This window comes from Arthrobacter sp. ISL-65, assembly GCF_018613795.1.
Lineage (GTDB): Bacteria > Actinomycetota > Actinomycetes > Actinomycetales > Micrococcaceae > Arthrobacter.
Map to the genome: position 1 here is coordinate 70,260 of NZ_JAGGPN010000028.1, position 20,962 is coordinate 91,221.

A 20,962-nucleotide genomic window follows, 5' to 3' on the forward strand; every position below is an offset into this window, starting at 1 on the left:
TTTTATGAAATCGAAGGTGGCGCCGACGCGCGTACCGGGCCGGCCGTGGATTGGACCAAGAGCCTCTGGTGTGCGCCGGAAGTACGCTGGGCCGGAAGTCTTTTTGGGCGGCCTGCGCGGGACTCTTGCCGGGAGCCTGCCGCATGCCGCTGTTCCATTCGACATGAGAGTTGTATCACCGTCGGGTGTAATCTGGGACAACAAAAACCATTCAATGGAAGTGGGAATGCGGTGGCCAATTCAGTTTCCGGGGATTCGGTGGTGGACCGCGTGGTGCGCGTCATCGCGGCCTTCCCGGCCGGCGTCACGGTCCTGCAGCTGTCCGAGCTGGCGGAGCGCGCGGAACTGCCCCTCACCACGGCCCACCGCCTGGTGCGGCAATTGGCTGCGCACGGGCTGCTCGAGACCAGCCCCGGCGGCTCGGTGCGGCTTGGGCTCCGGCTATGGGAGCTGGTGAACCGCAATTCGCCAACACTGGCCTTGCGCCAGGCGGCGATGCCCTTCATGGAGGACATCCAGCACGTCCTCAACCAGAATGTGAACCTCGCGGTGCTGGATGGTTGGGAAGCCCTGTTCGTGGAGCGACTGTCCCGCCGCGGTTCCGTGGCAAACCGGGCCCAGATCGCCGGCCGGATGGCGGTCCACGTGTCGTCGGCAGGCCTGGCCCTGATGTCGCACCAGCCGAAGCCTGTCCAGGCCGAATACCTGGACCAGTTTGCCGATCCCGCCGGGAAGGTAGGAAGCGACGGGGTGCGCGCCCTGCTGGCTGAGGCAGCAAACCAGGGGTATGCCGAACTGGCGGGGGTGATCGATCCGGACACGTGGGGAATTGCCGTCCCTGTGCTGGACGGCCAGAAGCGGGCGGTGGCGGCGATCGGCGTCGTCGTTCCCCTGCGGGAGATGCGCATGCAGGCGCTGGTTCCGGCCCTCCAGACGGCGGCGCGCGGCATCGCCCGGCGCCTGACCGAGGGCGCCGCCTGAGTTGTCTCGTCTCGCGCGCTTCCATTCAGCGGAATTTCTGTAACGCCGACCACACTGCCCGGCGCACACTGTTAGCCAGCAACCACCTTCCGCCCGGACCACCGGGCCACGCAACGGAGCGAGGGACACCATGGCACGACAGATCATCACCACCCAGGTGGCCATTCTGGGCGCAGGCCCTGCGGGACTCATGCTGTCCCACCTGCTGGCCAAGGCCGGGATCGAATCCACCGTGATCGAAATCCGCAGCAGGCAGGAAATCTCAGAAACAGTCCGCGCCGGCATCCTTGAGCACGGCACGGTGAACATGCTGGTGGACGGCGGTGTCTCAGACCGTGTGCTGCGCGAAGGGGACCGTCACGACGGCATCGAGCTGCGGTTCAACGGCGAAAGCCACCGCATCGACTTCAAGGAACTCGTGGGGGAATCCGTCTGGCTCTACCCGCAGACCGACGTCTTCATGGACCTCGCCGCCCGCCGCGAAGCCGACGGCGGCGATGTGCGCTACAGCGTCACCGACACCACCATCCACGACATCGAGGACAAGCCCAAGGTCTGGTTCACCGATGCCGACGGCGTTGAATACGAGCTCCGGGCCGACTTCATTACCGGGGCGGACGGCTCGCGCAGCCACTGCCGCTTCCAGATCCCGGAGGCGAGCCGCAAATGGTACTTCCACGAGTATCCGTTCGCATGGTTCGGCATCCTCGCCGAGGCACCGCGCAGTTCCGACGAGCTGATCTACGCCAACTCCGAGAACGGCTTTGCCCTCATCAGCCAGCGCACCGAAACCGTGCAGCGGATGTACTTCCAGTGCGACCCCAAGGAAAACGTGGCCGACTGGAGCGAGGAGAGGATCTGGGCGGAGTTCCGCAGCCGGGTCAACGGCAACGGCTTCGAGCTGAAGGAAGGCCCGGTCATCGACAAGATGGTCCTGCCGTTCCGCAGCTTCGTGCACACACCCATGCGGCACGGCAAGCTGTTCCTGGCCGGCGACGCCGCGCACACGGTGCCGCCGACCGGTGCCAAGGGCCTGAACCTGGCGATCCACGACGTGAAGGTGCTGTTCGAAGGGCTCGACAGCTACTACAACAGCGGCTCCACGGCCCTCCTGGATTCGTACAGCGACCGCGCCCTGGACCGCGTGTGGAAGGCCCAGCAGTTCTCCTACTGGATGACCACCATGCTGCACACCCCTGCCGACGCCGGTGACTTCGCCCGGGCGCGCCAGCTGGGCGAGCTGAACTCCGTTGTGTCCTCGCGGCACGGCCAGGCGTACCTTGCCGAGGCCTACACCGGCTGGCCGTCGGCCTAGGCCCACGCGAGGGCGGCCCGCCCACCCAGCCTCCCGCCGTCGGGCTTAAGATCGGGTCCATGGAAGCCATAACGATCATCGGCGGCGGCATTGCCGGGCTCGCGCTCGCGGCCGGCCTGGACCCCCAGCGCTTCGACGTCGCCATCCACGAGCAGCGGCCCGGCGTTCCGGCGGTGGAGACGTCGCTGGCCATGTGGCCGGAGGCGCAGGCGGCCCTGGCGGTCCTGGGGGTGCTGCCGCAGATCAGGGAGGCGGGCACGGCGTTCGGCGGGTTGGCCCTGCGCGACGCCACGGGCACAGCCCTGGTGGCACCCGCGGTGCGCGGGGTCCTGGGCGTCTCACGGGCGGATCTCATCCGGATCCTCGAAGCCGCCGTGCCCGCCTCCGTGCAGCGCGTAGAGGGCAGGGTGGACGACATCCCCGCTACCGGACCGCTGTCGTCAGGTTTCCTGGTGGGGGCCGACGGCGTCCACAGCGTGGTGCGCCGCTCCTTCTGGGGCGCCCGATCGCAGGCAAGGCTGACCCCCTACCTGGCGTTGCGGGGCGTTCTTCCCGTTCCCGTCCAGGCCGACGCCGGCGGGGAGTACTGGGGGCGCGGGCAGCTGTTCGGCATCACGCCCGCGTCCGGCGATAGGACCTACTGGTATGCCTCGTTCCGCTCAAACCTCGGGCCGGCGGGCGTCGATGCAGCCGAAGCGCTGAAGCAGGCAAAGGAGCGGTTCAGCGGAAGCGCGCCGGCCGTCCGAACAGTGCTGGAGCAGGCCACGCCGGACGCCACGCTGGCGCAGCGGATCTGGACCACGCCCAACCTCGGCAGCTTCGTTCGGCCGGGTGCCGTCCTTGCGGGCGACGCCGCACACGGCATGACGCCCAACCTGGGCCGCGGCGCCTGCGAGGCGCTCGTGGACGCCGTGACGCTGGCCGAACTCCTCAACGCCCGTCCGCTGGAAGACGCGCTCAAGGCCTACAACCGGCAGCGGGCCCTCCGGACCCAGCTGCTGCGGCTGGCTTCCTCCGCCATGGCCGGTGTGGCCCTGACCGAACGGGGACAACCGCTGCGCGACGGCCTGCTGAGGCTGGCTTCCCGTTAAAACCCGGACGACGGCAAAACCCGGACGACGGCGCTGCGCTAGTCCTGCTGCAGCGTTTCGGTGAGGTGGTGTGTGGGGATGCGGTCGCGGTCGTAGGTGATTTCCGTGTAGCCGTGCGGTTCCGGCTTGCCGGTGGAGCTGAGGTTCACGAACACGATCTCCTCAATGGTGAGGATGCTCTGCCGGGTGATCATGTTGCGCACTTCCGCGCGCATGGTCAGCGACGTGCGGCCGAAGCGCGTGGCGGTCAGGCCCATCTCAATCAGGTCGCCCTGGACCGCGGAGCTGACGAAGTTGATTTCCGAGATGTACTTGGTGACCGCGCGGCCGTTGCCGAGCTGGAGGATGGCGTAGATCGCGGCTTCCTCGTCAATCCATTTCAGCAGGCTGCCGCCGAACAGGGTGCCGTTGGCGTTGAGGTCCTCGGGCCGCACCCATTTGCGGGTGCGGAACGTAATGTCTTTGGTTTCCATAGCGCGAGATTAGCCGACGGCGGCCTGCCCCACCGGAGTGTGACGGCCGCCGTCGTGCATTCCACACGCAACGGCCGTGCCCCGCTAGACCGGCCCTGCCCAAGGCCGCTCAAGCGGGCAGGGGCCGGTTGTGGGCCCGCTCAAGCCATTGCGGTATGCGCCGCGCTGTGGCAATCGATCCTCTTTTCGAAGCAGTACGAGTGCTCGACGCCGATATAGGGGCCGAAGTTGGGAACCGGATCGAAGCCGGAGTTCGCGTAGAAGTTGCGGCCGTCAGTCTGCACCGAGCCCGCCTCCGCAGTGATCCGGGTGATGCCCTGGGCAAAGGCCTCGGCCTCGAGGGCGGCCAGGATGGAGCTGGCCACGCCTGAACCGCGGGTGTACGGGAGAACATAGAGGCGCTTGATTTCCGCCGTCTCGGAGTCGAGCAGCCGCAAGCCCCCACAGCCCACCGGCTGGCCTGATCCCTTGTCGTAGGCCACGAGGAACACGGCCGTGTCTACTTCGGAGGGCTTGGGTCCCGGCTCATGGTCGGGGCACCCGAAGCGGGCGTCCAGTTCCGCCTGCTGTGCCGCGCGCAGATCAGCTCCCACAGGATTCGACCAGCTGACTTTCCGGATGTTGAGCCTGGGATTGGTCTGCATCTGTGCCTCGATTCGCCGAAGGGTTATGCGAATTAAGGCTAGAAGCGCACCGTTACCGCGGTGTTTCCTGCCGGTAAGCGCCGTGGGAACACTTGGCCGGGCCTAGCCCGTGGTCTTTCCCATCGGGTCCTCAGCGGTGGGGTCGGCCAGGGCAAGGCCGCCGACGGGGCTGGCGTCCCAGTGGATCAGGTTCCAGCCGGCGTCGGGGCCGCCTTCCAGCGCCACGATGCCGGTATTGGCGAGCACGTGCCGGGCGGCAAATTCCATGTCGATATTGTCTGCCCGGTGGCCTGCCCATACGCGGATCGCGGCGCCGTGGCTCACCACGGCGACGGCGACGGTGCCGGCGGCTTCCGCGGCCACCTTGGCGATGGCGGCGTCATAGCGTTCGAAGAACTCGTGCCCGTTGGGCCCGGCAGGCATCCGGCGGTCGAAGTCGCCGTCGGTCCAGGCGAACACGGTGCTCATATACCGCCGGTGGGACTCGTGGTCCGTCAGCTTTTCCAGGGCGCCCGCCTCGATCTCGTGGATCCCGTCCAGGATCGTCACATCGAGGCCGAGCTCTCGGCCCAGCGGCCTGGCGGTGACCTGTGTGCGGACCAGCGTGGAGGCGTACAGCGCGCTGATCGGCTCGTTCACCAGGGCTCGCGGCAGGGCCTCGGCCTGGCGCTCGCCCAGCTCGGTCAGGCCGGGGCCGGGGTGGGCGGTGTCCAGCTGCCCCAGCACGTTCCCGGGAGTTTCGCCGTGGCGGATGAGCAGCAGCCTCATGGTCTCGCGTTCCTTGTCGTCGTCGGGAAGGTAGGCGGGACAAACCGCCGCAAAACGGGACCGGCAGCGTGCGGAAGCCGCCGGAAACGGAAACGGTGCCGGGCAGCAAAGGCCCGGCACCGCCGTCGTACTTATTTCAGGTGGTCCACCAGCTGGTCCGCGATGCCGGTGTACTTGCCTGGCGTCAGGGCGAGCAGCCGCGCCTCGGCCTCCGCGGACAGGCCCAGGCCCTGGACGAACTCCTGCATCCGGGCGCCGTCCACGCGCTGGCCGCGGGTGAGGTCCTTGAGCCGCTCGTACGGGTTCTCCATCCCTTCGACGCCGGCGATCGCCTCCGCGCGCATCACCATCTGGATGGCCTCGCCCAGGACTTCCCAGTTGGTGTCAAGGTCCCCGGCGAGCACGCTCTCCGCGACGTCGAGCCGCTCCAGGCCCTTGGCCACGTTGGAAATGGCCAGCAGGGAGTGGCCGAATGCCACGCCGATGTTGCGCTGGCTGGAGGAGTCGGTGAGGTCGCGCTGCCAGCGGGAGGTGACCAGGGTGGAGCCCAGCACGTCCAGGAGTCCGGAGGAGATCTCCAGGTTGGCCTCGGCGTTTTCGAAGCGGATCGGGTTGACCTTGTGCGGCATCGTGGAGGAACCGGTGGCGCCTGCCACGGGGATCTGCGCAAAGTAGCCGATCGAGATGTAGCTCCAGATGTCCGTGCAGACGTTGTGCAGGATCCGGTTGAAGCGGGCGACGTCGGCGTACAGCTCTGCCTGCCAGTCATGGCTTTCGATCTGCGTGGTCAGCGGGTTCCAGGTCAGACCCAGCTTCTCGACGAACGACTTCGCGACCTGCTGCCAGTCCGCGCCGGGGACAGAGGCCACGTGGGCGGCGTACGTGCCGGTGGCACCGTTGATCTTGCCGAGATATTCGGTCCTGGCGACGCGCTCCAGCTGCCGGTTCAGGCGGTGCGCGATGACGGCGAGCTCCTTGCCCAGTGTGGTGGGCGTGGCGGGCTGGCCGTGCGTGCGGGACAGCATTGGAACGGCGCGGTTATCCTCGGCCATCTTGCTGATCTGGGCCACGAGGGCACGGGCTGCGGGCAGCCACACGTCCTCCACAGCACCCTTCACGCCCAGGGCGTAGGACAGGTTGTTGATGTCCTCGGAGGTGCAGCCGAAGTGCACCATGGCGGTCAGGTTCTCGATGCCGATGGCGGGCAGGCGGCGGCCGATGTAGTACTCCACGGCCTTCACGTCGTGGACGGTGACGGCTTCGATTTCGGCCAGCTCGGTGACGGAGGAGGCGTCGAATTCGGTGACGATGGCCCGCAGCTGCTGCTGCTGGTCCTCGGTCAGGGGGCCCGCGCCGGGGAGGACGTTGTCCCCGGTCAGGTGGATAAGCCACTCCACCTCGACGGCAACGCGGTCGCGGTTGAGGGCGGCCTCGGACAGGTAGTCAACGAGGGGGCCGACGGCGGACTTGTAGCGGCCGTCCAGCGGGCCGAGCGCGATTTGTTCCCCTGACGCGGCGAGGGCGAGGCGTCCGGAGGGCGTACGGGTGTCAGCTGTGGCGGCAGTTTCAGGCATGACCTGATTCTTTCATGAAGTTCTGTGCCCGCTGAAGCACGGGATTCCGTGTGACTTCTCCTCCACAGCCCCGCCCTCTCGCACTTCTCCACATGGACGACGCCGGCCGTTCCGTCGGCGGCGGACGGCACCTTACCGTCGTGGGCAGGAAGCGAGGAAAGGGCTGACGCCGGAGCGCCGGCCCGCAGGAGATTGGGGGTATCCGAATGAGCGCCAGCGTTACGGCGGCCGACGCCGCGGCATGTTCGTCGCGCAGCTTTGAAGTCCAGCTGTTGGCCGGGCGGGTGGATGCCTGCGCGGAACAGGTCGATGCCGTGCAGGCGAAGCTTGCGCAGCTCCAGCTGATGGACTGGCAGTCGCCTGCCGGGCTGGCTTACCGGTCCAGCCTCCGGGTACAGGCCGTTGCCCTTTGCCGGGCCCGGGAAGGAGTGCTTGCCGCCTCCCTCGCCGTGCGGCGGCACTCCGTACATGTCGCCGAGTCCGCCCTTCCCGCCGCCGGGGGCTACTGATGGCCGAGGCCGCGCCGGGCGGAAGCGGCGGGCAGCTCCGTCCCGTCGAACCGGCCTCCAACGGTGTCTTTTCCGTGCGCGGCGGAGTAGCCGGGATCTCCTTCCAGCTGGAGGAACTGGATTCGGGGGCCCGGGAGATGGACGCGCTCGCCCGGGACTTGGCGGCGGTGGAACTGGGCATCTACAGGGTGTGGGAGGCGTTGGGAAGCTACCAGCGGGATGATCCGGTCAGTGGCGCCGAGGCCCTGACCGCCGTCTGGGAGGGGCGGCGTTCCGTGGCGGCGGTCCGGGAGGAACTGGAGCGCCTGGCCGGCGGGGTGCGCGCCTGCCAGCTCGGATACAGCGCCGCCGAGACGGCAAACCAGCTCATGATGCAGCTCCACCTGGACGCATCATGGTTGTGGGGACGCCAGGTGGTTGACCTTGGCCTGTCCCGGGACTGGCGGGACTGGCGCCCGAACACGGCCAGCACCGAAGCGATCGCCTCGAGCGACCCCGTGGTGGCCGGCACTATCCTTGCGGCGCTCCTGGGAGTGCGTCTAAGTCCTCTGGATGCCGCCGTGAAGATGGCACTCGCCTCCGGTACGACCGGCTCGAGTATCCCGGCCCTTGCGCGGCTGCTGCTGGACCGCGTCCTGCCGGAACTCAGGCCGCGGCCGGTCAGGGCCCTGAAGGAGGGCGCCGCGGACATTGATCTGGACGCCTCACCGGCAGGTCTCCTTGCCCGGGCAGGGGAGATGGAAGACGCCGGCCCGGGCCAGATCGAGGTCATCCAGACAAGCAACGGGGGACGCGACGCGTTCATCGTCATCATTCCCGGAACCCAACCCGGCAACACCGGCGGACCCAACCCCTTCGACGAGGCCGGCATCGGCGAAGCGCTGGGGTACGGGTCCGAGCACACGGCCGCAGCCATCCGGGCTGCCCTGCGCCAGGCCGGGGCAGAGGCCGGGGACCAGGTGGTCGCCGTGGGCTACAGCCAGGGCGGAATCCATGCGATGAACCTGAGCCAGGACAAGGCCTTCCTTTCCGAGTACAGCCTCAAGTACGTGCTGACCGCGGGCTCGCCGGTCGGTGCCATAACTCCGGAACCGGGCGTCAGCTGCCTGCATCTGGAGCACCGGCAGGACTGGGTTCCGGGCGGCGACGGCCTTCCCAATCCGGACACCAGGGACAGGGTGACAGTGACGCTCAACGGTCTGGTCGGGACGCCTCCGGGTGAGGACTCCGGGCTCGGCCCCGGGCACAGGCTCACCAACTACGAGGCTGGGGCCCGGGCAGTCTCGGCGAGTCCGGATCCTTCGCTGGTGGCGTCCACTGCTGCGCTTGCCGGGGTGGTGGGTGCGGGAGGCACGGCCAGGGCCACCCGGTTCCAGCTGGTCCGCGCGCCAAAGCCGCCTGCGCCCGCCGCCCTGCAGCCGTCGCTGCCCACTCTGGGCAGGGTAATCCTTCCCGTCGGTGGTGGCGTCGGCGGTGGCGTCGGCGGTGGCGGAGCCGTCAGCGGTGGCGGTGGCGTCAGCGGTGGCGGGCGCCGGGGACCCGGTTTGCCACCAGGGAAATGACGGTGATGATGATGGCGGCCAGCACGGCGGTCCAGAAGAACGAATCGATGGTGAATTGCACGGGCGTGTAGCCACTGATCCAGGAGGTGAGGTAGAGCATCGCGGCGTTGATCACAACGGTGAACAGACCCAGCGTCAGGATGGTGATGGGCAGGGAGAGGAAGCTGACGATCGGCCGCACGAAGGCATTGACCAGGCCGAAAATCAGCCCGATGAACAGGTACGCGAGGACAATGCCGGCGGCGTCAGTTCCCTGGTTCGCGCCGGTCTTCGCTACAGCTTCCGTGGTGGCTGTAGTGGAGATATCCAGGCCGGGCAGAAGCCAGCTGGCAATCCACAGCGCCAGCCCGTTAATGATCACGCGCATGATGAAAGACCGCATGCGCCCATGCTGTCACACGGCACGGTTGGGCAGGCAGTCAGGGGCATAGGCTAGATGGCATGACTTCATCAGAGACTATGGCGGGGGGCCTGAGGCCACGACCGGTGGTTGACCGGCTGCCCCGCTACGCTGCCGGCAAGCCGCCGGTCGCCGTCGACGGCCTTGCAAGCTACAAACTGTCGTCCAACGAGAACCCGCTGCCGCCCATTCCGGCAGTGGTGGAGGCCATTGCCGCCCAGACGGACTTCAATCGCTACCCCGACCCGCTCAGCACCAAGCTCCGCACCGCGCTCGCCGGCTTCCTCGACGTGCCGGCCGAGGACATCGTCACCGGTGCCGGCAGCCTCGGCGCCCTCACCCAGCTGCTGACCACGTTCGCCGGCCAGAATGACGACGGCAAGCCCGACGAAGTGATCTACGCCTGGCGGTCCTTCGAGGCCTACCCCATCTGCGTCGGACTGGCCGGGGCAGAGAGCGTCCGGACCCCCGTGACGGCTGACGGGCGCCATGACCTTGAGGCCATGGCCGCAGCCGTGACCGCGCGAACCAGGGTGATCCTGCTCTGCACCCCCAACAACCCCACCGGCCCCATCCTGACGGCCGAGGAAACTGAGCGCTTCATCAAGGCGGTGCCGTCGGACGTTGTGGTGGTCATTGATGAGGCCTACCAGGAGTTCGTCAGGGCAGAAGACGCGGTGGACGGCATCCGTATGTACCGCAAGTACCCCAATGTGGTGGTGCTCAGGACGTTCTCCAAGGCGCACGGCCTCGCCGGCCTCCGGGTCGGCTACAGCGTTTCCCAGCCCCAGCTCACCCAGCACCTGCGCGTCGCCGCCACCCCGTTCGCGGTCTCGCAGATCGCCGAACAGGCCGCCGTTGTGTCCCTCCAGAATTTTGGCCAGGTTGTAGAAAGGGTACAAAGCCTGGTGGCGGAGCGGGACCGCGTGACGGCAGGTCTCCGGGACCTCGGCTGGTTTGTTCCGGACGCGCAGGGGAACTTTGTCTGGCTTGATCTTGGCGATGACAGCGCGGAGTTTGCCCAGCTCGCCGGGGAAAGGGCACTGTCTGTTCGCGCCTTCGGAAACGAAGGTGTCCGGGTCAGCGTCGGCGAAGTGGAAGCCAATACGCGATTCCTGGAACTCTGTAAGGTCTACACAAAACCGCCACGCCGTTCCTAGCGCTTAACAAACAGCCGGCGCTACCTACGCCGGATAAAGTAAGGAACAGTAAGCAAAATATATATGCCTCATCGGTAATGCATTCCTCGTGCGGCATATATCCCAGCGACATTGCAACGCATCCGGATGCGGCAGGCAAGGAGACGGTATGGGCGCAACACATCTGCCCTCCACCGAGTTCGATGGAACGGAACTGGACGACCAGCTCGAGGCGCAGGCCGAGGCTACCTTGGGCGTGCCTCCGACTGAAATGGTCCAGCTTCTGGGCCCCGATGGCCGGCTGGGCACGGACTCCGTGTTCTCCGAGTATGCCGAGCGTCTCGACGCCGAAAAGCTCCGGGGTTTCTACGCGGACATGGCGGCCATCCGCCGCTTTGACCAGGAAGCCACGGCCCTGCAGCGGCAGGGCCAACTGGCGCTGTGGGTTCCGCTGACGGGCCAGGAAGCAGCCCAGATCGGATCCGGGCGTGCCAGCCAGCCGCAGGACTACATCTTCCCCACCTACCGCGAGCACGGCGTCGCCCTGACCCGCAACGTGGATCTGGCCGAACTGCTGAAGCAGTTCCGCGGCGTCTCCAACGGCGGCTGGAACCCGAAGGACACCAACTTCCACCTGTACACGCTGGTGCTCGCAGCGCAGACGCCGCACGCGGTCGGGTACGCCATGGGCATCCAGCGGGACCAGCGGCTGGCAGAGGCTCAGGGTGTGGAAGGCTCGCCCGAGCCGAAGGCCGCCGTCATGGTCTACTTCGGCGACGGCGCAAGCTCCGAGGGCGACGTCCACGAGTCCATGGTGTTCGCGTCCTCGTACAACGCCCCGGTGGTCTTCTTCTGCCAGAACAACCACTGGGCCATCTCCGTGCCCACCGCTGTGCAGACCCGCATCCCCCTCTCCAACCGCGCCAAGGGCTACGGCTTCCCGGGCATCCGCGTGGACGGCAACGACGTCGTGGCAGTCCATGCCGTCACCGAATGGGCGCTCGAGCACGCGCGCCAGGGCAACGGTCCGGTGCTGATTGAGGCCTTCACCTACCGCGTGGGAGCCCATACAACGGCCGACGATCCCACGAAGTACCGCGAGTCCTCAGAAGAGGCCCTGTGGCGCGAAAAGGACCCGCTGGACCGCCTGGAGAAGTACCTCCGCGCCGAGGGCATTGCCGACGAAGCCTTCTTCGCCCAGGTTGCCGCCGACGGGGACGAACTCGCCGCCTACATCCGCAAGTCCACCTACGAGTCGGACGCACCGGACATCAGGACCGCCTTCGCCAACACCTACGTCGAGGCGCACCCGCTCGTGGCCGAGGAACTGGCGTGGTTCGAAGAGTACAGCGCGGGCTTTGCCGGCGAGGACGAGGGAGAAGGGGCAGGCCGCTGATGACCACCATGACCATTGCCAAGGCCATCAATGAAGGCCTGCGCGCCACGCTCAGCAACAACCCCAAGTCCCTCCTCATGGGCGAGGACATCGGCCCGCTCGGCGGCGTCTACCGCGTCACCGACGGTCTGATCGGGGAATTCGGAGCGGACCGTGTGGTGGACACCCCGCTCGCAGAATCCGGCATCATCGGCACAGCGATCGGGCTGGCGCTGCGCGGCTACCTCCCCGTTGCCGAGATCCAGTTCGACGGATTCGTGTTCCCCGGCTTCAACCAGATCACCACCCAGCTGGCCAAAATGCACTCGCGCAGCAACGGCAACCTCACCGTGCCCGTGGTCATCCGCATCCCTTACGGCGGCGGCATCGGCTCCATCGAGCACCACTCCGAGTCGCCGGAGGCGCTGTTCGCGCATACCCCGGGCCTGCGCATCATCACGCCGTCCAACCCCCACGACGCCTACTGGATGATCCAGCAGGCCGTAAACTGCCAGGACCCGGTGATCTTCTTCGAACCGAAGCGCCGCTACTGGCTCAAGGGCGAGGTCGACACTGAGTCGGCCGGCCCGGCCGAGGATCCGTTCAAGGCACATGTGGTCCGCGAGGGAACCGACGCCACCGTGGTGGTGTACGGGCCGCTCGTGCCCGTCGCCCTGGCCGCCGCCAACGCCGCGGCGGAGGACGGGCGCAACATCGAAGTGATCGACCTGCGATCCATCTCGCCGATCGATTTCGACGCCATCGAAGCCTCGGTCAAGAAAACGGGCCGGCTGGTGGTGGCGCACGAGGCGCCCACCTTCGGCGGCATCGGCGGTGAAATCGCCGCGCGGATCAGTGAACGGGCCTTCCACTCGCTGGAGGCGCCGGTCATCCGGGTGGGCGGCTTCCACATGCCGTACCCCGTGGCCAAGGTCGAAGAGGACTACCTCCCGGACATCGACCGCATCCTTGAGGCGCTGGACCGCACGTTCGCGTACTGACGCCGTCGCGAACCAGCACCTGCTGACTCTTTCGCCTACCGCCTCCGCACCTCCCGGAGGGCCCCAGCTTTCGAACCCGAGGATCCCATGACGCTTAACAAGTTCAACCTCCCCGACGTCGGTGAGGGCCTGACCGAGGCAGAGATCGTTTCGTGGAAGGTCAAGCCCGGCGATGAGGTGGCCATCAACGACGTCCTGTGCGAGATCGAGACGGCCAAGTCCCTCGTTGAGCTTCCGTCGCCGTTCGCCGGCACCGTCACCGAACTGCTGGTCCCGGAAGGGGCGACGGTCGACGTCGGGACCGCCATCATCAGCGTCTCTGACTCCATGTCCGGCGATCCGACACCGGCCGACGCGCCGGTGCCCGCCGTCGAGGCTACCGAGCCTGCGCTGATGTACGGAAAGCTCCCGGCCGACGGGGAAGCTGCCGACGGCGGAGCTGCCGCCGGCGGCCTGGCCGCCGGTCCGCTGGTGGGATCAGGCCCAAAGGCCGACGCCGTGAAGCGGCGCCCGCGCAAGACCAAACCGGCGATTCCGGAAGATGCAGTCCACGGCGCTCCGGAAGTCGAGCCTGTCCAGCCACGGTCCGTGGAGGATGCGCTTTTGGACGGCCCGGCCAGCGCCGGCCCGGTGGCCGGACCTGCCGTGACGAGGCGGCCTGAGTGGACGCCCGCAATCGAGAGCGACAAGCCAACGCTCGGCGGGGCCATTTCCGGGCTCATGAACAGGGTCCTGGCCAAGCCGCCGGTGCGGAAGATCGCCCGCGACCTGGGCATTGACCTCGCCGACGTCGTGGCCACGGGCGCACGCGGCGAGGTGACGCGCGAGGACCTGGTCAGCTACCAGGCACAGCGGGATGCGGAACTGGACAAGGCGGACACCTTCTGGGGCACGTCAGGCCGTCCGCAGGAACAGCGGATCGAGCGGATCCCGGTCAAGGGCGTCCGCAAGGCCACCGCGAAGGCCATGGTGGAGTCGGCGTTCTCCGCGCCGCACGTGAGCATCTTCGTGGATGTGGACGCCAGCCGCACCATGGAATTCGTCAAGCGGCTCAAGGCTTCGCGTGACTTCGAGGGCATCAAGGTCTCCCCGCTGCTGATCCTCGCGAAGGCTGTCATCTGGGCTGCAGCGCGGAACCCGAGCGTGAACGCCACTTGGGTGGACAACCAGGACGGCAGCGACGCCGCCGAAATCCACATCAAGCACTTCATGAACCTCGGCATCGCCGCGGCCACACCGCGCGGGCTCATGGTCCCGAACATCAAGAACGCCCAGGACCTGTCCCTCAAGGAACTGGCGCTGGCCCTTAACGAGCTCGCCACCACTGCGCGTGCCGGCAAGACCCAGCCGGCGCAGATGCAGGGCGGCACGTTGACCGTCACCAACATCGGTGCCCTCGGCATCGACACCGGAACCCCCATCATCAACCCCGGTGAAGTGGCCATCGTGGCGTTTGGCACCATCAAGCAAAAGCCGTGGGTACTGGACGGCGAGGTCATTCCGCGCTGGATCACCACGCTCGGCGGATCCTTTGACCACCGAGTGGTGGACGGCGACCTTTCAGCCCGCTTCATGGCCGACGTCGCCGCCATCCTGGAAGAGCCCGCCCTGCTGCTCGACTGACCTGCCCTGCTGCTCGACTGATGGTCCCCGGAGCGGTACCCTCCGGGAAAGGGGGAAGGACCGGACAGGCAGGGACGGGGTTCCCATGGGTGAGGATCGCGGGATCATAAGCATCCGGGTGAAGAACCGCGTGGCCCGGGTCATCACGGAAGCCCTTCAGCCGCCGATCACCGTGGCTCTGCTGCTGCTCCTCAGCCCGGCACTGGAACCCGGCTTTCCGGGCACCGTCTGGTTCGGCGCCGTAGCGGTGCTGTTTGTGTGCGTGCTGCCCCTGGCCGCCGTCGTCCTTCTGGTCCGTCTGGGCAAGGTGACGGACCACCACGTCAGCGACCGCAGGCAACGAGCACCAGTGCTTGCCATGACGGTGGTGTCACTGCTCGCGGGGCTGGCAGTGCTCCTGGCCATCAACGCGCCGTACAGCGTCATTGTGGTGGTGCTGGCCATAGTGGGCGGCGTGGTGGTGCTCGCCGTCATCAGCCTGTTTTGGAAGATCAGCGGCCACGCCGGGGCGATCGCGCTGACAACGGCCATCACGGTGCTGATCCTGGGCGTTCAGTGGCTTCCGCTGCTGGTGCTGATTCCCGCTGTCGGCTGGTCCAGGGTGGTGCTGCGAGCCCATACGGTAGCGCAGGTTGTTGCGGGCGCCCTGGTGGGCGGCGGCGTCACCGCCGGGCTGTGGTGGCTACTCCGCGAGGTGCTGGTCCGAATGGCCTGACGCCGGGGACTGGCTTAGTAGGCGGCGTAGGAGTTGGCCAGCAGCTGCGCCATGGCCGGGTCGGAGGACAGTCCTGCCATGCTCACCGCGGCGGCCAGCATGACTCCGCACACAGCCGCGATGCCGCAGCTCACGAGCGTGAGGAACTTCCAGTCCTCGTGGAGGACGCTTTTCAGCGTATCCGGCAGCTGCAGGTCGGGGGAGATGAGGTTCGGAGCGCTGTCCACGGAGCCGTCGTCGAGGAGTGCGATCACGCGGCCCGCGGAGCGGTCCACGCGCATGGCGCTGATGTGGTTGCCGTGGCGGGCAAGGAGGATGTCGTGGCCGACGAGGTGGCGCCGCTGGAGTGTAAGCACAGTGTTCCCCTGAAAGGTAGATTTGGGTTTGTCCGCTCCATCGGGGGCACTTCCAATTTTATCTTTCGGGCCATGCCGGATTGCCGGAAAACGTGGTGAGGCTGCCCACCAGCCGGGGTGATCCGCGTCAAGTCAGGCCTGCGGCACGCTAGTCCGCTCCATAGGTATTGGCGATGTAGACGTCGCAGGACGCACTGTGGGCCACGCTGTTCGCCACGCTGCCCAGCACGCGCCCGAGGCCCTGCATGCGGCGGTTTCCCACCACGATCATCCTCGCCTCAAGGCGGTCCGCCTCCCTGACCAGGGCCTCGGCCGGCTTGCCCCGTGCGGCGGAATAGGTGATCTTGAGTTCGCCGCTGGCCAAGGCAGCCGCCACCTCCCGGGCCACCTTTTCGGCTTCCCCGGCGTCCGACACGATCCACCGGTCACTGCCGCTGCCGAAGACTTCGGTCCGGTCGGTATCGAACGCGGACACGACATGGAGCCCGGCGCCCAGCGCGCCGGCCAAATCCCGCGCCACCTCGGCTGCCTTGCGCGCAGTACCGCTTCCGTCCACACCCACAACAATGGTTTCCGCCATGGCCTTATCTCCTTTGAATATCCCGAATAATCTGATGTCCCCGCCGCCCGCAGCTCAGGCCAGCGCGTTTATGGCTTCCCGCAGCACCGGAGCCAGCCGCCGCACGCCCTCGGCAATGGCCTCCGGAGGAACGGCGCTGAAAGCAAGGCGGAGTTTGTTCGACGGGGCGTCCGAGTGCGTGAAGGCTGCGCCGGGAATGAAGACGACGCCGGCATCAATCGCCTTGTGGAGCAGGGGGTACGTGTCCACGCCCTCCGGCAGCGTCACCCAGACGAAGAATCCGCCCTGCGGCCGGGTCCAGCTGAGCCCATCGGGCATGTGCTTCTCCAGTGCCGCCAGCATCGCGTGGCACCGCTCGGCATACAGCCCGCGGTACGTCTCAATCTGGCCCTTCCAGTCGTACTCGCGGAGGTAGGCCGAGACCAGCATCTGGTTCAGAGTGGGCGGGCAGAGCGTCACTGCCTCGGAGGCCAGGTAGTAACGGCGCTGCAGGTGGGCCGGAACCAGGGCCCAGCCGATGCGCAAACCCGGGGCAAAGATCTTCGAGAACGATCCCATGTAGATGACGTCGTCGGGGTTGCCTGCGCGCAGCGGGGCCAGCGGCTCGCCGTCGAACCTCAGCAGGCCGTAAGGGTTGTCCTCCAGCACCAGGATGTTGGCACGGCGGCAGATGTCCACGATCTGCTGCCGGCGCTCCTGCGCCAGCGTGATGCCCGACGGGTTGTTGAAGTTGGGGATGGTGTAGAGGAACTTAATGTTTTTCCCGGCGGTCTGGAGCGCCGCGATCCTGGCCTCGAGAAGATCAGGCACCAGGCCGTCGTCGTCCATTGGCACGGCCTCCACCTGGACCTGGTATGCCTCGAACGTGTTCAGCGCCCCCACATAAGTGGGTTCCTCCACCAGGGCCACGTCGCCGGGGTCGCAGAACACCTTGGTGGCCACGTCCTGGGCGGACTGCGAGCCCGCGGTGATCACCACGTTCTCCGGCCGGGCGTCCAGGATGCCTTCGGCGGCCATGACTTCGCAGATCTGCGTGCGCAGTTCCTCAGTGCCCTGGCCCCCGCCGTATTGAAGCGCCGTGAGGCCGTCCTCGGCGATGATCCGTGCGGCCGTCTGGGCAAGCTTTTCGAGTGGCAGGGACTGCAGGTAGGGGCTGCCGCCGGCCAGCGAGACCAGGCCCGGTCGCATGGAGATGTCGAAAACATCCCGGACCGCCGACTGCTTGATGTTCGCGGCGCGCTCGGAGAAGAGTTCGTCGTGGCGGTGGGCTGATGTCGCAGCGCGCTCGATGGCGTCGATGGCTTCGGCGGGGAGGACGGCTGCGGCGGCGTCGAGTGTCTCGTGGGTCACAGTCCCAGAGTACAGCCATAGGTTGCTAAGTAGGCAACAGCTGTTGACCTGAATTCCGGAGGATTCGAAACTGCGGCCTTCGGGCACCTTTACCTCCGGCAGACCAAGGCATGGAATGGAGCCATGACGTCACTCGAGCCCCAGCACGCACCGTCCCAGCCCGCCAAGGCTGACGCCTTCCGTCAAATGCACGCGGGCGGTGCTGTTCCGCTGGTGCTCGTGAACGTGTGGGATGCCGCGTCGGCCCGGCTTGTGGAGAAGGCCGGGGCGCGGGCCATTGCCACCTCGAGTTCGGCCATCTCCTGGAGTCTGGGGTACCCCGATGGGAGCCACGTGCCTCCGGGCCTGGCGTTGGACGCGCTCCGCAGGATCACCGCGGCGACGAGGCTCCCGGTCACGGCGGATATCGAAGCCGGGTATGCGGGCACCGACGGCGCTTTCGACGACGGGCTGCTCCGGCAAACTGTCACGGCGGTGCTGGAGGCCGGCGCAGTGGGCGTGAACATCGAAGACTCGGGCGGGATGCGTCTCACGGACGCCGACGAGCAGGCCCGCCGGATCAGTGTGGTCCGCAGCATCGCGGCAGAGTCCGGCGTGAACCTCTTCATCAATGCCCGGACGGACACGTACCTTTCCGGGCAGTTCGGGGACTCAGCGTTCAAGGAAACGCTGGAGCGGGCGGAACGCTGTCTGGCCGCGGGGGCCGACGGAATCTTCGTTCCCGGCGTGACAGACCTCCACATTCTGCATGAGCTCAGCAGGCGGATATCGGCGCCGCTGAATGCCCTTGCCGGCGTCGGATCGGCGTCGGTGGGCGAACTGCACGACGCCGGTGTGCGGCGGGTCAGCATCGGCGGCAATGCTGCCAAGGCGGCCTATGCGACTGTTTCCCGAGTGGCCGCCGAAATCCTGGGCGACGGTAACTGGTCAGAACTCGCCGGTTCGCCGAGCCATAGTGACATGGACGCGCTGTTCTCACCGGAAGGCGAGGGCTAGCGGAGGCCGAGAACTTCGGCCAGGGGCACGCCGCTGACGTAGATTTCCGCCCGGACGGCACCCACGGCCGTGACGGCCGTATGGGTGAGCTGTGCTTCGATCCGCGGAAGATCGCAGACGCCGCCCGGTTGCACTGCGCCGGTCAGGTTCACCACCACCGTGGTGCCGTCGAGGTACCCGGACACGTACTGGAGCGAGGAAGCTGACAGTGCGTTGTACAGGCCGCTCGCGGGCGGGGCGCCCGGGCCGGACAGCAGCCTGCTCATGGCGGCCTGCAGTGGCTCGCTGATGGATGAGTCGGCATGGTGCACGGCCACCAGGCTGTCGTTGCAGCCGAAGCGCACGCCGGACGTGCCGCCGTCGTCGAGTGCGACGTAGTAAACCGCAGTGCCGGCGCCAGCTTCGCCGGTCCCGGTCCCTGGCAACGTGGAAGCCGGTGCCGTGGAGCCCGTTGTGGGGCCAGGGGAATCCGGGCCGGCCGCGGCGCCCGAAGCAGGGGCCCCTGAAGCAGGCACGGGCTGCTGTCCGGCGCCGCCCGGCAGTTGTGCTTGGGTGTCCGGGCCGGCGACGCCCCCGCCCAGGCCGCCGGCAGTTTGGCCGCCGGGGTTCGAGCCTGCGGACGGAGGAGCTGAACCGGTAGCAGGAACGGGCTCGGAAACGCCGGCCGCTGTTCCCACGCCAGGGCCGGCAGCACCCTGACCAGTAGCGCCCTGGCCGGATGCTCCCGGGGCGGGTGCGCCGGTTTCCTCGGGCGGGCTCACCGGAGGCGCCGGGCGGGGTTCGGGTGCCGTGGCGGGGGCGGGCCCGGCGTCGTAAGCATTTTGCTGGAGCGGGGCGCAGGAGCCGACCCACAAGGGAAGCGTCAGGCAGAAGGCGGCAACCGCCGTCGTCAGCGGTCTGACTCCCCAGCTCGACTTCATGCCTGCACCGCACTCCCTGCTCCGGCACGTCCCGTACATCAACGTTACGGCGGGGCGGCGGGCCGGGGAACGGTGCCCGGGTGTCAGTTTGGCCGCAGCTCAGTCACGGATTGGTTGCAGCAGGCCCCGGCTCTGTCCGGTCAGAGGGCATGGCCGGGAATGGCACACGCCCCCGGCCACTGGAAGGCCGGGGGCGTGCGAAGGGCGGAGTTGCTTAGGCGGCTGCGCCGGCGGGCTCGACGGCGGCAAGGGCAACGAAGAGTTCCTTGATCTGCTCAACGACTTCGGCGTCGTCCTTCGGGTGGGTTTCCGCGAAGCGGACCATGGAGCCGGGGACGGCGAGCTTGGCATCCTCCAGCACACGGGCGCCGGCGATGCCAACAGCCTTGCGGGCCTCGTCCTGGGCCCAGACGCCACCGAACTGGCCAAAGGCGGTGCCGACGACGGCGGTGGGCTTGCCGGCGAGGGCGCCGGCACCATAGGGGCGTGACAGCCAGTCGATGGCGTTCTTCAGCGAGGCGGGCATGGTGCCGTTGTGCTCAGGGGTGACCAGCAGCAACGCGTCCGCCTGGCCGGCTGCCTCGCGCAGGGCGGCGGCGGCTGCCGGAACCTGGCCCTCGACGTCGATGTCCTCATTGTAGAAGGGGATGTTGCCCAGGCTCTCGTGGATCACGATCTCGAGGCCTTCCGGGGCGTTCAGCTGGATGGCTTCGGCAAGCTTGCGGTTGTGGGAGTCGGCGCGCAGGCTTCCCACCAGGGCGAGTACGGTGCTCTTGGACATGTGAACTCCTTAGGTTTGCCGCGGAACGCTCCGTGGCGAGTGGTTCTTGGAGGCGTTTAGTGCCTTCATCCAGACTAAACGGACTGCGGTCCGGATATTATTCCCGGGTCTAGAATGCTTGGTGTGAGCCTCATCCCAATTCGTTCCGGATCCTCTCCCGCACCCTCGGCCGGCTCCGGAGCGGAACGCAGCGATGCTGCCCGGAACCGGGAGCTGCTCCTGTGCGCTGCCCGGCAGCTCGTGGAGGAATGCGGTGCCGACGGCGTGACCATGGACAAGCTGGCGGAGCGCGCAGGCGTAGGCAAGGGAACGGTGTTCCGCCGCTTCGGCAGCCGGGCCGGCCTCATGATGACCCTGCTCAGCGACGCCGAGGCCGAGTTCCAGGGCCGCTTCATGTTCGGACCGCCGCCCCTTGGCCCCGGGGCGCCGCCACTGGAACGGCTGATCGCCTTCGGCGCCGAACGTATCCGCTATGTCATGGAGTACGGCGAGCTCGCGAGGGCCGCCGAAGCGTCACTGCACAACAGGTTTGAGGCCCCCGCTGCGGTGCTCTGGCACCGCCACATTGAGCACCTGCTGGGCTCGGCGGGCTTCGACGCGGACCCGTGGCTCATGGCCATGTCCCTCAGCGCAACCCTCGAACCCGAACGGCTGCTGCACGCCGTGCGCGTGCAGCACCTTTCGCCGGAGCGGCTGGAGGAGTCCTGGCGCCAGTTGGTCACCCGCGTCGTCGGAGGTGCGGCGGGCTGAGGGCCGGATGCCTCACGGCTGAACGCGGCTGAACCGGGACCGGCCCAGGGGGTAGCGTG

At 67.5% G+C, this 20,962-nt stretch carries 22 protein-coding genes; 12 read left to right on the forward strand and 10 right to left on the reverse strand.

Annotated elements, in window-relative coordinates; translation table 11 throughout:
* Positions 1–231: 231 nt before the first annotated feature.
* The 3 genes from J7I85_RS12135 (at position 232) to J7I85_RS12145 (ending at position 3,387) form a co-directional block, all read left to right on the forward strand.
* Positions 232–981 carry an IclR family transcriptional regulator gene (locus J7I85_RS12135; protein ID WP_214852005.1) on the forward strand — a complete coding sequence of 250 codons (750 nt, stop codon included), beginning with the start codon at positions 232–234 and terminating at the stop codon, positions 979–981.
* A gap of 130 nt (positions 982–1,111) precedes the next feature.
* Entirely contained in the window at positions 1,112–2,296 is a 1,185-nt protein-coding gene (locus J7I85_RS12140) for a 4-hydroxybenzoate 3-monooxygenase (protein ID WP_214852006.1), read from the forward strand.
* A gap of 59 nt (positions 2,297–2,355) precedes the next feature.
* Positions 2,356–3,387, forward strand: a complete 1,032-nt coding sequence (locus tag J7I85_RS12145; RefSeq protein ID WP_214852013.1) for an FAD-dependent monooxygenase — start codon at positions 2,356–2,358, stop codon at positions 3,385–3,387.
* A gap of 38 nt (positions 3,388–3,425) precedes the next feature.
* Here J7I85_RS12145 and J7I85_RS12150 read toward each other — a convergent pair whose 3' ends face one another.
* The 4 genes from J7I85_RS12150 to purB all read right to left on the reverse strand — a co-directional run bounded on the left by J7I85_RS12150 (position 3,426) and on the right by purB (position 6,846).
* On the reverse strand, positions 3,426–3,860 hold the full coding sequence (locus J7I85_RS12150; RefSeq protein WP_214852015.1) for an acyl-CoA thioesterase: 435 nt from the start codon (positions 3,858–3,860) through the stop codon (positions 3,426–3,428).
* Positions 3,861–4,000: 140 nt separating this feature from the next.
* Positions 4,001–4,504, reverse strand: coding sequence for a GNAT family N-acetyltransferase (locus J7I85_RS12155; RefSeq protein WP_214852016.1), 504 nt, complete (start codon positions 4,502–4,504; stop codon positions 4,001–4,003).
* Between the two features lie 102 nt (positions 4,505–4,606).
* Entirely contained in the window at positions 4,607–5,272 is a 666-nt protein-coding gene (locus J7I85_RS12160) for a histidine phosphatase family protein (protein WP_214852018.1), read from the reverse strand.
* Between the two features lie 131 nt (positions 5,273–5,403).
* Positions 5,404–6,846, reverse strand: a complete 1,443-nt coding sequence (gene purB, locus J7I85_RS12165; protein WP_214852025.1) for an adenylosuccinate lyase — start codon at positions 6,844–6,846, stop codon at positions 5,404–5,406.
* A gap of 206 nt (positions 6,847–7,052) precedes the next feature.
* Between purB and J7I85_RS12170 the strand changes: the two genes are divergently transcribed.
* Both J7I85_RS12170 and J7I85_RS12175 read left to right on the forward strand, forming a co-directional pair.
* Entirely contained in the window at positions 7,053–7,355 is a 303-nt protein-coding gene (locus J7I85_RS12170) for a hypothetical protein (protein ID WP_214852027.1), read from the forward strand.
* Positions 7,355–8,917, forward strand: coding sequence for a PE-PPE domain-containing protein (locus J7I85_RS12175; RefSeq protein WP_214852029.1), 1,563 nt, complete (start codon positions 7,355–7,357; stop codon positions 8,915–8,917). Before J7I85_RS12170 ends, J7I85_RS12175 begins: the two co-directional genes overlap by 1 nt.
* On the opposite strand, the gene J7I85_RS12180 is transcribed toward J7I85_RS12175, so the two are convergent.
* Entirely contained in the window at positions 8,871–9,299 is a 429-nt protein-coding gene (locus tag J7I85_RS12180; protein WP_214852031.1) for a phage holin family protein, read from the reverse strand. The two genes, J7I85_RS12175 and J7I85_RS12180, sit on opposite strands and share 47 nt — an antisense overlap.
* Positions 9,300–9,358: 59 nt before the next feature.
* Between J7I85_RS12180 and J7I85_RS12185 the strand changes: the two genes are divergently transcribed.
* From J7I85_RS12185 to J7I85_RS12205, 5 genes are all read left to right on the forward strand, one after another.
* A complete protein-coding gene (locus tag J7I85_RS12185; protein WP_214852033.1) occupies positions 9,359–10,477 on the forward strand; it encodes a histidinol-phosphate transaminase in 1,119 nt (372 codons plus the stop codon).
* A 148-nt stretch (positions 10,478–10,625) separates the two neighbouring features.
* Positions 10,626–11,852 (forward strand): pyruvate dehydrogenase (acetyl-transferring) E1 component subunit alpha, encoded by a 1,227-nt coding sequence (gene pdhA, locus J7I85_RS12190; protein WP_214852035.1) that lies wholly within the window; start codon positions 10,626–10,628, stop codon positions 11,850–11,852.
* A complete protein-coding gene (locus J7I85_RS12195; RefSeq protein WP_214852037.1) occupies positions 11,852–12,832 on the forward strand; it encodes an alpha-ketoacid dehydrogenase subunit beta in 981 nt (326 codons plus the stop codon). The genes pdhA and J7I85_RS12195 overlap by 1 nt, the downstream gene beginning before the upstream one ends.
* A gap of 87 nt (positions 12,833–12,919) precedes the next feature.
* Positions 12,920–14,455 carry a dihydrolipoamide acetyltransferase family protein gene (locus J7I85_RS12200; protein WP_214852039.1) on the forward strand — a complete coding sequence of 512 codons (1,536 nt, stop codon included), beginning with the start codon at positions 12,920–12,922 and terminating at the stop codon, positions 14,453–14,455.
* Positions 14,456–14,540: 85 nt separating this feature from the next.
* Positions 14,541–15,170, forward strand: coding sequence for a phosphatase PAP2 family protein (locus J7I85_RS12205; RefSeq protein WP_214852046.1), 630 nt, complete (start codon positions 14,541–14,543; stop codon positions 15,168–15,170).
* 14 nt (positions 15,171–15,184) lie between these two features.
* Here J7I85_RS12205 and J7I85_RS12210 read toward each other — a convergent pair whose 3' ends face one another.
* The 3 genes from J7I85_RS12210 to J7I85_RS12220 all read right to left on the reverse strand — a co-directional run bounded on the left by J7I85_RS12210 (position 15,185) and on the right by J7I85_RS12220 (position 17,456).
* A complete protein-coding gene (locus J7I85_RS12210; RefSeq protein WP_214852048.1) occupies positions 15,185–15,526 on the reverse strand; it encodes a hypothetical protein in 342 nt (113 codons plus the stop codon).
* Positions 15,527–15,674: 148 nt separating this feature from the next.
* Positions 15,675–16,106, reverse strand: coding sequence for a universal stress protein (locus J7I85_RS12215; RefSeq protein ID WP_214852050.1), 432 nt, complete (start codon positions 16,104–16,106; stop codon positions 15,675–15,677).
* A gap of 54 nt (positions 16,107–16,160) precedes the next feature.
* Positions 16,161–17,456 carry a PLP-dependent aminotransferase family protein gene (locus tag J7I85_RS12220; RefSeq protein ID WP_214852051.1) on the reverse strand — a complete coding sequence of 432 codons (1,296 nt, stop codon included), beginning with the start codon at positions 17,454–17,456 and terminating at the stop codon, positions 16,161–16,163.
* Between the two features lie 123 nt (positions 17,457–17,579).
* On the opposite strand from J7I85_RS12220, the gene J7I85_RS12225 reads away from it, so the two are divergent.
* Positions 17,580–18,452: an isocitrate lyase/phosphoenolpyruvate mutase family protein gene (locus J7I85_RS12225; RefSeq protein WP_214852052.1), complete on the forward strand. Its 873-nt coding sequence runs from the start codon at positions 17,580–17,582 to the stop codon at positions 18,450–18,452.
* Here J7I85_RS12225 and J7I85_RS25025 read toward each other — a convergent pair.
* Together J7I85_RS25025 and J7I85_RS12235 are read right to left on the reverse strand one after the other, a co-directional pair.
* Entirely contained in the window at positions 18,449–19,372 is a 924-nt protein-coding gene (locus J7I85_RS25025; RefSeq protein WP_251024272.1) for a GerMN domain-containing protein, read from the reverse strand. The genes J7I85_RS12225 and J7I85_RS25025 overlap by 4 nt on opposite strands.
* A 214-nt stretch (positions 19,373–19,586) precedes the next feature.
* The gene (locus J7I85_RS12235; protein ID WP_214852053.1) at positions 19,587–20,153 is read right to left on the reverse strand and encodes an NAD(P)H-dependent oxidoreductase; all 567 of its coding nucleotides are present in this window, start codon (positions 20,151–20,153) and stop codon (positions 19,587–19,589) included.
* A 123-nt stretch (positions 20,154–20,276) separates the two neighbouring features.
* Here J7I85_RS12235 and J7I85_RS12240 point away from each other — a divergent pair, with 123 nt between their 5' ends.
* Positions 20,277–20,903, forward strand: a complete 627-nt coding sequence (locus tag J7I85_RS12240; protein WP_214852055.1) for a TetR/AcrR family transcriptional regulator — start codon at positions 20,277–20,279, stop codon at positions 20,901–20,903.
* Positions 20,904–20,962: the final 59 nt, after the last annotated feature.